Origin of the sequence: Pseudomonas sp. EL_65y_Pfl2_R96, assembly GCF_963970905.1 — a bacterium.
Taxonomy (GTDB): Bacteria; Pseudomonadota; Gammaproteobacteria; order Pseudomonadales; family Pseudomonadaceae; genus Aquipseudomonas.
Genome location: NZ_CAXAQH010000419.1, coordinates 1 through 426 on the forward strand (window position 1 = coordinate 1; position 426 = coordinate 426).

The window sequence follows — 426 nt, forward strand, 5'->3', positions numbered from 1 at the left end:
GTGACCGTACCGTTGGCATTGGCAGCCGGGGTGTAGGTCGGCTGGTTGGCGACCGTGGCCAGGTAAGTGTTGATGTTGGCGAGGGTACCCGTGAGCACGATGCTGCCGGTGCCCGAGCCGCTGACCGTGACACTGCCCGCTGTCGCGGCTGTTAAGGAGCCGCTGCCGACCGTGAGCGTGACGGAGATGCTGCCAGCGCCTGCGTCGACGTCAGCCACCGACAGACCGCTGAGCTTGAATGCGGTGTCTTCATTCGTCGTGTAGCTTGCCGGCAGCGTGTTCACCGGTGTGTCGTTGAGCGCGGTGATGTTGATGTTGATCGTGTCGCTGTCGCTCAGTGCTCCACCAGTGCCCGTGTTGCCACCGTCATTGGTCAACATGGTCAGGGTGACCGTACCGTTGGCATTGGCAGCCGGGGTGTAGGTC

General features: G+C 63.1%; 1 protein-coding gene. It reads right to left on the reverse strand.

Annotation, left to right across the window (positions count from 1 at the left end; genetic code table 11):
• The coding region (locus AACY49_RS31360) for a hypothetical protein (protein WP_339528247.1) at positions 1-426 on the reverse strand (426 nt) is incomplete at both ends.